Origin of the sequence: Parageobacillus caldoxylosilyticus NBRC 107762, from assembly GCF_000632715.1 — a bacterium.
Taxonomy (GTDB): Bacteria; Bacillota; Bacilli; order Bacillales; family Anoxybacillaceae; genus Saccharococcus; species Saccharococcus caldoxylosilyticus.
The window spans coordinates 1-8,525 of record NZ_BAWO01000097.1 but is presented as its reverse complement, the minus strand read 5'-3'; the positions used below and the strand labels follow the sequence as shown (position 1 = coordinate 8,525).

8 protein-coding genes are annotated in these 8,525 nt (G+C 45.8%); all 8 read right to left on the bottom strand.

The genetic code is table 11. The features are described 5' to 3' along the window. Positions 1–193: 193 nt before the first annotated feature. The 8 genes from GCA01S_RS18445 to cmk all read right to left on the bottom strand — a co-directional run bounded on the left by GCA01S_RS18445 (position 194) and on the right by cmk (position 8,371). Positions 194–421 (bottom strand): hypothetical protein, encoded by a 228-nt coding sequence (locus GCA01S_RS18445; protein ID WP_042412302.1) that lies wholly within the window; start codon positions 419–421, stop codon positions 194–196. Beyond that, the gene (locus GCA01S_RS18440) at positions 421–1,623 is read right to left on the bottom strand and encodes a Ger(x)C family spore germination protein (protein WP_042412299.1); all 1,203 of its coding nucleotides are present in this window, start codon (positions 1,621–1,623) and stop codon (positions 421–423) included. Before GCA01S_RS18440 ends, GCA01S_RS18445 begins: the two co-directional genes overlap by 1 nt. A 41-nt stretch (positions 1,624–1,664) precedes the next feature. Further along, the gene (locus GCA01S_RS18435; RefSeq protein ID WP_174407515.1) at positions 1,665–2,774 is read right to left on the bottom strand and encodes a GerAB/ArcD/ProY family transporter; all 1,110 of its coding nucleotides are present in this window, start codon (positions 2,772–2,774) and stop codon (positions 1,665–1,667) included. Positions 2,775–2,776: 2 nt separating this feature from the next. Continuing rightward, on the bottom strand, positions 2,777–4,405 hold the full coding sequence (locus GCA01S_RS18430) for a spore germination protein (protein ID WP_042412296.1): 1,629 nt from the start codon (positions 4,403–4,405) through the stop codon (positions 2,777–2,779). A 329-nt stretch (positions 4,406–4,734) separates the two neighbouring features. After that, entirely contained in the window at positions 4,735–5,784 is a 1,050-nt protein-coding gene (gene fni / locus GCA01S_RS18425; RefSeq protein WP_017436766.1) for a type 2 isopentenyl-diphosphate Delta-isomerase, read from the bottom strand. A gap of 13 nt (positions 5,785–5,797) precedes the next feature. After that, the gene (gene rpsA / locus GCA01S_RS18420) at positions 5,798–6,961 is read right to left on the bottom strand and encodes a 30S ribosomal protein S1 (protein ID WP_017436765.1); all 1,164 of its coding nucleotides are present in this window, start codon (positions 6,959–6,961) and stop codon (positions 5,798–5,800) included. A 151-nt stretch (positions 6,962–7,112) separates the two neighbouring features. Further along, complete coding sequence (locus tag GCA01S_RS18415) at positions 7,113–7,700, bottom strand: lysophospholipid acyltransferase family protein (protein WP_017436764.1); 588 nt, start codon at positions 7,698–7,700, stop codon at positions 7,113–7,115. Next, positions 7,697–8,371 carry a (d)CMP kinase gene (cmk, locus tag GCA01S_RS18410; protein WP_017436763.1) on the bottom strand — a complete coding sequence of 225 codons (675 nt, stop codon included), beginning with the start codon at positions 8,369–8,371 and terminating at the stop codon, positions 7,697–7,699. The genes GCA01S_RS18415 and cmk overlap by 4 nt, the downstream gene beginning before the upstream one ends. Between the last annotated feature and the right edge of the window lie 154 nt (positions 8,372–8,525).

Below are 8,525 nucleotides of genomic sequence, written 5' to 3'. Positions count from 1 at the left end.
TTTAAAGTATGGAAAAAGCCGAACATCAAGAGCTTTTTATCATGTATTTGGCGTTCACCTCCCTTCATCGCAGCAAGGGGGTGAACCCAGATCAACTTCATCGATAAATCTTGCTCTGTACTTCTATTTTCCATCCATCACTGTTTTTGTTCCTCAAGGCAAAATACATGAGGGAGAATTAAGGAATTTTCCTTTATTTTTCAAGCATTCGTCCGAAAGGTTTATAAATGTAGTCGATCATCTGCGTCGGACCCGGAAGATCGGGATTCCATATTAACACCATCGCAAGAATCGTTCCTAAACTCAGCAACGCAACAAAAGCAACTTTTTCTTTTTTCTGTGTCTGATGGATTCGCGGCCACTCGTATAGAAAGATAAGCGCAACTAGGACAAAAGTGCCTAGTATAGAACCAGTTTTCATTATTTTTTCACCTCTTGTTCAGGCAATCCTTGCGGAGCGGTATCTATGCCCGGCCTGCGGACGTATGCCTTCGTCTTTACGACTACTTCCACGGTAGGAAAGATCTCTTCCCAACGATTCTTTACCCGGTTCCATTCTCTTGGATATTTCTGGTGGAAAATCTCGGCAAATCCAAAAATATCGGCCTTCATCTCTTTTTGTACTTTTTTCAATGCGTCTCTAATACGCTTATTCATCTGATTTTCTAATTCTTTTTCGACCATTTTCGCATACTTAGGATTTAGCAAGTCCAATTTTGTTCCGTTTAATATGATATCGTCTTCTGTAGTCGCTTTCACGATCATCTTCCATTTACCTTTCTCATATTTAGGGACGAATTCCGTATGCGCTCTTATCATTGTAGCGGTGATATTTCCCTTTTCTCCTTTAAGCGAAACCGTGATATTCGCACGTTTGATCTCATTTCTGAGCCAAAGCACGCCCCGAGTCAACTTATCATCAATGTCCCCGATCATTTTATCTTTCTTAAAAATGGCGGTACGTTGGGTAAACGCAATGGTTTGCAGCTCTTTTGCCCCTTTTTCCCGCGGTAAAATCTTCACCATGGGAAGAGCCGCTGCACCGGTATCGCCGCTTAGCATTTGCAGAGCATCTTTTATCGTTACTCGCAATAAAAGTTGTGATTCTGACAATTCCCGCAGCACTTCTGATGAGCTTTGTTCGATCGGGGGGATCAATTCAAGCACACTTTTCGCAGTTCCTTTACTCACTAATACATTGGAACGAAGGCGAGCTTGCGGATTGCGGCTCAGAAAGTCCAGATGCTGGCGAATCCCTGCTCTTGCCGCTCTCTCCCCGAACACGATTACCTTGGTGTGTCCCCAGAAGACACGGCGAGGAAGCTTTTCTTGCAGGTTCGAGATTGCGTCAGCCACGGTGGTTCCCGTTCCCGATCTTACTATTTTCCCTCCCCCGCCACCGCCCCCATCGCCACCGCCGCCACCCAGCATCTGGCCTCCACCGGCTGCTTTCGGGGCAATGAGTTCTACTGTAATCATGATTTTCCCGTCTTTTTTTTGATCAATTCCTAATCCTACGATTAGCGCCAAATCGTTTACTTCCTTTCGGTCCCAACATCCGCTTAGCAAAATAAGATTCACGCAAACCAAAAGAATTTTTGCTACCCTTTGTAAGATGCCCATTCTTGTTTATCTCCTTTTTACCCCTTGTTTCGTTGCTGTCCTTATCCTTGTTGTGTTAACTTTTGGTTGTTTGCTCTTTTGCGCCATTTTGCGACAAATAGGAGAAGGAGAGGAATTCCTACTTGAATCGAAATCCGATAAAACGGGGAAGTGCTTCCTAGATAATGGGTCAATTCCATTAAACTCGGCGCTGACCAGACGGCAAATAACAGAATTAAAAATCCCATAGGAAAAATGATCGGGCGATAATCTTCCAAATTCATCCATTGCGCCGTTCCCAACACTAAAGCGTAATAAAAGACAGCAACCTTCATAAAGATCCCTGCTACCCAAAGGGCCATTACGATGGCTTCAATGTGTTCTAAAAAGTCCGCGATACTAATATAGCGGACGGCGCTAAACGCGGGATAGGTAAAACGGTCCGTGATTCCTCCCAAGACGAAAAGGACGGCAATGTTGACTAAAGATAAGGTCAACATGACCGCGGCAACCGAGATCATGCCCCATCTTTTTCCTTTGTTGCGATCGGCTACGTAAGGAAGCAGAAAAGCGATAAGAAGGAATTCACTAAACCAACCTTGCGGGATTATCGAGCCCTTCAACGAGGGCATTATCCCCTTTTCCATGATTGGAAACATATTCGCTACTTCCATATCCGGGATCAAAAGGATAATATTGATCACTATCAGAATAATCACAATAGGCACGATCATTTGCGCAAGCCTGCCTATCACTTCCACACCGTTGCGGACGGCAAAAGAGCACGCCAGTACCATGCTTCCCATCACAACAACCAACGGGGTATAGAAAAGAAAATTACCTACAACAAATTCGCCATACTCTCGGATAATAATTCCATTTGCATACAAATAGTAAAATAAAAAGATCAACCCAATCACTTTCCCCAGAAACTTGCCAAGAATATCTTCGCTGTACTCGATGATGGTTTTTTCTGGATATAGCTCATGTAACCGTACAGTAATATAAACCGTCAAAAAACCGATGAGAGAAGCCCAAAGAGGAGAGAGCCACATATCCTGCTTTGCGTGCCGGGCGGTGATTGCAGGGACTAAGAGAATGGCTGTTGCGATAATCGTAGGATACATCATCATCCCCATTTGTGCGGCAGATATTTTTCCTTTCTCGATCATGATCATGATCCTCCTTGGTCTTTACTCGTCTTGTCATCTCCGTAATCAGGACCCGGTTTCTGATTCGGACCTTGACGTTGAATATTCTTATGGTCTCCCGTTAAGCGGGGGCGCGTATTGAACTTCCACCAAGGTGCGCGCATCAACACATCTTTTATTTCACGGCCTTGCATTGGAGCCATAGGAGATAAATAGGGAACGCCGAAAGAACGCAGCGTCGCCATATGAGTAACAATCATGAGCAGCCCAAGCATAATCCCGAGAAGCCCCAGCGTCCCTGCCAAAAAGATCATGGGAAAGCGCAGCATCCTTAATGCGATCCCAGCTGTATAGCGAGGGATGGTAAAAGAGGCAATTCCCGTCAAGGCAACTACCATGATCAGAGGTGCAGAAGCAAGACCTGCTTGGATCGCAGCTTGCCCAATCACCAGCGCACCAACGATACTAACCGCAGCACCCGCTTGTCTAGGAAGCCTCAATCCCGCTTCACGCAGGGCCTCAAATACAATTTCCATGAGCAACGCTTCAACCAGTGCCGGAAAGGGAATCTGCTCCCGAGAAGCAGCGATGGTGACCAAAAGCGTAGTAGGAAGCATTTCCTGATGAAAGGTAAGGATCGCCACATACAACGAGGGCAGTAAAAGAGATACCAAGAGAAATGCGTAGCGCAACCAGCGGGTTGCCGTGCTGATTAAGGATCGTTCGTAGTAATCTTCACTTGATTGCAGCAAGGAATAAAAAGAAACCGGTACAACCAAAACGAAAGGAGTGCCATCTTGAAGAATTGCTACTCGTCCTTCAAGCAAACTCGCCGCCACAACATCAGGCCGTTCGGTATTCAAGATTTGTGGAAACGGGGAATAAGGATTGTCCTCAATTAACTCTTCAATATAGCTGGTTTCCAAAATCCCGTCTAACTTGATCCGGTTAAGCCGGGCCTCTACTTCTTGGATTAACGTTTGCTCGGCAATTCCTTCAATATAAGAGATGACTACTTCGGTCTGGGTGTATTCCCCAATTTTTATTGATTTTGCTTTCAGCTGCGGACTTCTTATTTTTCTGCGCAATAAAGAAAGGTTAGTCCCTAATGATTCGGTGAAGCCCTCCCGCGGTCCCCTTACCACGGATTCCCCTCCCGGTTCTTCGATGGAACGCTTTTCTGGATTTGACAACCCTAAAGCAAATCCTTCGCTTTGTTGATCGATAAGCAAGACCGGGTTTCCACCAGAGATCTGTTCAATGCACTCTGTCGTCGTTTGTACTCTCTTTACCTTGGAAACGGTCAATTTTTGTTCTAGTATATCATTGACATGAATGAACTGATCGGTATTCTCCTTGGCATGATTTTCTTTCATCAAAGGGGTGAGCACGCCCGCATCGATTTCTTCGATGTTAGCTAAACCGTCGATATAGATAAGAGCAGCCTTTGTTTTTCCACCAATTTGAAATTGGCGAAAAACGACATCCATACAATTTTTATAGATATTTTGCAGCTCTTGTAGATTTTGATCTAAGTCGGTAGAAAGAAAGGCCTGTTGTTGCTGATTTTGACTTTGAATCTGATTTTGGTTTTGCTTTTTCTGGTTCTTTGCCATTTGTTTTTTTTTCTTGCTTTGTTTAAAAAAAAACATACAATAATTTCCCTTCTTTCTATCGATGGACGTTCTCAGCCTCTATTTTTTCCATTTTTCAATGCGATAATCCCTTTTCTGGCAATAAAGTTATGCTAACGCATAATCTCATTTCTGAGAAAAACTGAATTCCAAAGGGGATGGGAAGCATAGCCGATAAGTGATGGGTGCCCATCAACCATTCGAATTTTTCCGTTTTTTATGGATAGTGAAGCCGTCTTTCGCCCATTTCGTGCTTGAAGTATTTCTTTTAGAGATAACGGGGTGGAAAATGTTAAATAAAAAACCCCTTCGTCCCGTGATTTTCGTCATCGGGATGAAGAGGCGATTTATCGACAACTATATACTTTCGTATCAAAGCCTCTTTCTGTTAACCAATGATGCGTGTTGCCACGAATCACAAGCGGCACACGCTGCAGCCCGGCGATCGTCTTTGCCCCCAGCGCTCCCATGATCAGCGTTAAATCATGATGAAGCTCCTCGATATAGGCGACTAGCCCTTCCACCCCTTGTTCGACAAGCGTCCGCAACAACGGACCCGCCATTCCTACCGCTGATGCCCCCAGCGCGATCGCTTTCGCAGCATCCAGCGCTGTGCGAACACCGCCGCTGCCGATCACCGCTAAGGAAGGAACGGTTTGAACTACCTCGACGATCGACGCTGCCGTTGGAATTCCCCAATTATTAAAATACGTTATGATGCTGGAACGGCGTTTATTTTCAATACGGGCAAAATTGGTGCCGCCAAAGCCGCCAACGTCGACGATTTTCACGCCCACTTCTTTTAAACGCAAAGCGGTTTCCCTGCTCATGCCAAATCCTACTTCTTTTACGATAACCGGGACTTGAACGGTTTGAACAATTTGTTCGATACGAAGCAGCGCCCCGGTAAAATCGCGATCCCCTTCCGGCATGACAAGCTCCTGCACCGCATTTAAATGAATTTGCAGACCATCCGCCTCAATCATATCGACGGCGCGCTTCGCATCCTCCACGCTCACTTCACTGCCAACGTTTGCGAAAATAATGCCGTTTTGGTTCACCTTTCGTACGACCGTAAACGTTTCCCGCTCTGCATCATCTTTTAACGCCGCCGTCTGCGAACCAACCGCCATCGCAATTTGGCCATGCTTTGCCGCTTCTGCTAATCCTTTGTTAATTTCTAACGTCTTTTTCCCTCCACCGCCGGTCATGGCATTGATAAAGAAAGGCGAACTTAACGAAAGTTCGCCTAAAGTAGTATGCAAGTGAATATCGTTCATGCGTACATCAGGTAAACTTTGATGAACAAACGTAATGTCATCAAATCCGCTTTCACCTTGGTCGGCAGTAGAAAGCGCATGCTGAATATGTTCTATCTTTCGCTTTGCTCTATCCATTGCCTCATCCTCGTTATTTTAATTTTTTTAGCTGTTCCCCGAGGACTTCGCCAATTTGAAAACCACTTACTTCACTGGACGGCTTTGTATATTGGCTATAGTCTTCTTCGGAGGCTGTTTCTTCCTCGATCAGCTCACGTATACTTAACGAAATGCGGCGTTCCGCTTCGTTTACATCAAGCACTTTCGCTTTGACTTCTTCCCCTTCTTTTAGCACTTCATGCGGCGTTCCGATTCGTTTATTAGCGATTTGGGAAATATGGACAAGGCCTTCCACGCCTGGGAAAATTTCAATAAACGCGCCAAACGGCACAATCCGTTTTACCTTGCCAGTGACAATATCGCCAGGGGCGATTTTTTCCGCAATTCCTTCCCAAGGGCTCGGTATTGCTTCTTTTATCGAAAGGGAGACGCGGCCATTTTCTTCATCAACCGCAAGCACTTTTACTTTGACGGTTTCTCCCTCTTTTACAACCTCAGACGGATGGGCGACACGGGTATGGGAAAGCTGCGAAATATGTACAAGACCATCAAAGCCGCCAACATCGACAAACACACCAAAATCGGTGATGCGGCGTACGACTCCCTCAAGCACCTGCCCCGGTTGTAAACGGTTCAGCGCCTCCTTCCGTTGACGTTGCTGTTCTTCTTCGACAACGGCACGATGCGATAAAATGACGCGGTTTTTTTCGCGATCCAGCTCGACTACTTTCACGGCAAGCGCCTTTCCTTTATAATCAGAAAAATCCTCGACATAATGGGGTTCAACAAGGGAGGCAGGGATGAAGCCGCGCACTCCTATATCCGCTACAAGCCCGCCTTTGACAATATCTTTTACTACCGCCTCAAACGTTTCGCCGCTGGCAAATTTTCTCTCCAGCTCTTCCCAGGCACGGTCTGCATCTACCGCTTTTTTCGATAAAATCAGCAAATCCTCTTCTCCCTCTTTGCCTTCCTCTACTTTTTTCACTTTCGCTGTCACTTCGTCCCCGACGGAAACGGCGTCGCTTGTTTTTTCAATATGCAAGTTGGATAATTCACTAATCGGGATAATCCCGCTTTGTTTGCTGTCTTCAATATCGACAAGCACCTGCTTGTCTTCTAGTTTCACCACTTTTCCTCGAACGATATCACCCACTTTATAGACGTTTACCTGCAAATTCATATCCTCTGCCATCGTTAACCCTCCTCCATCAACTGACGATCCTATAAAAAGCGTGCCTTCTTTATCAACGCCGCACCATCGAAAAACGTTGACGATAACGGACGATAGGAACGCTTTTCTATTTAGTATACCATATTTTCTCAATATACATGTAATCGAATGCTTAACGATGTTGATCTAGCAGTGCCTGAATATGCTGCATAATATAATCTGTCGCTTCTTCCGGAGATGCTTTTCGTTCGCGCAGCGGCGCCATATCAATCGGTGCCCCGTAAATCACCTTCAGAGGCACAAATGCTCGGTACGGGCCAATAATGGCGCAAGGAACAACGACGGCGTTTGTCCGCAGCGCAAAAAAGCCGACGCCGGGCAGCCCTTTCTTTAACTTTCCATCTTTGCTTCTTGTTCCCTCAGGAAAAATGCCCAACACTTGCCCTTGTTTTAGCACTTCCAATCCGGTTCGCAACGCTTGGCGGTCGCTCATTCCCCGCTTGACTGGAAACGCGTGCAAACTATTGATCAAGTTTTTTAAAATGGGAACGCGAAACAATTCTTCCTTTGCCATAAAATGAATCGGCCTTGGCGCGGTAATACCGAGGATCGGCGGATCGAGATTGCTAATATGGTTTGCGCAAAGAAGTACTCCACCGTCTTTTGGAAACTGTTCTACCCCTATTACTTTGATGCGGTAAAGCGGGGTTAAAATCCCTTTTACAACTCCCTTGGCAAACGAATAAAAGTCCAACGTCATTCAATCCTTTCGTTTACGATTTCCATAATGCGTTCAACAACTTCTTCGATGGATAATGATGTAGTATCGATTTCGATCGCATCTTCCGCCTTCTTAAGCGGTGCTACTTCCCGTTCGGAATCGAGCTGGTCGCGGCGGGCAATTTCTTTTTTCAACGTTTCTAAATCGGATGGAAACCCTCGCGCAATGTTCTCTTTATGTCGGCGTCTTGCCCTCTCTTCTACGGAGGCTTTTAAAAACACTTTTACTTCCGCATTCGGAAGGACGTGTGTACCAATATCACGTCCATCCATGACGACGCCGCCATTTTTGGCCAGCGCACGTTGACGCGCTACCATCTCTTCCCGGACTAGCGGATGTTTGGCGACTAATGACACCGCATTGGTTACTTCTTTGCTGCGGATCACGTTTGTAACGTCCTCTCCATTGACCAGCACAAGCTGTCCTTCATGCGACGGCCTTAATTCAATATATGTATCTTTTAATAACGAAATTAACGCTTGTTCGTCGTCAAGCGAGATTCCTTGCTGCAGCGCCCGATATGTGAGCGCCCGGTACATCGCGCCCGTGTCAATATAAATATAAGAGAGCCGCTTGGCAATCATTTTCGCAACAGTACTTTTCCCTGCTGCCGCCGGTCCGTCAATCGCAATATTGATTCTTTTTCTCATAACTCCTGGTTACTAAAATCTATAAAAATCGACTCATCGCGATGGAACCAGCAAAACTGCTTGCCGCTCGGATTCTCACCGAGTTCCATCAGGAAGGGAATTTCCCTTGTCATTCACCTATTGTGAAAGACACCCCGTGGCTCGCTGTTAGCGA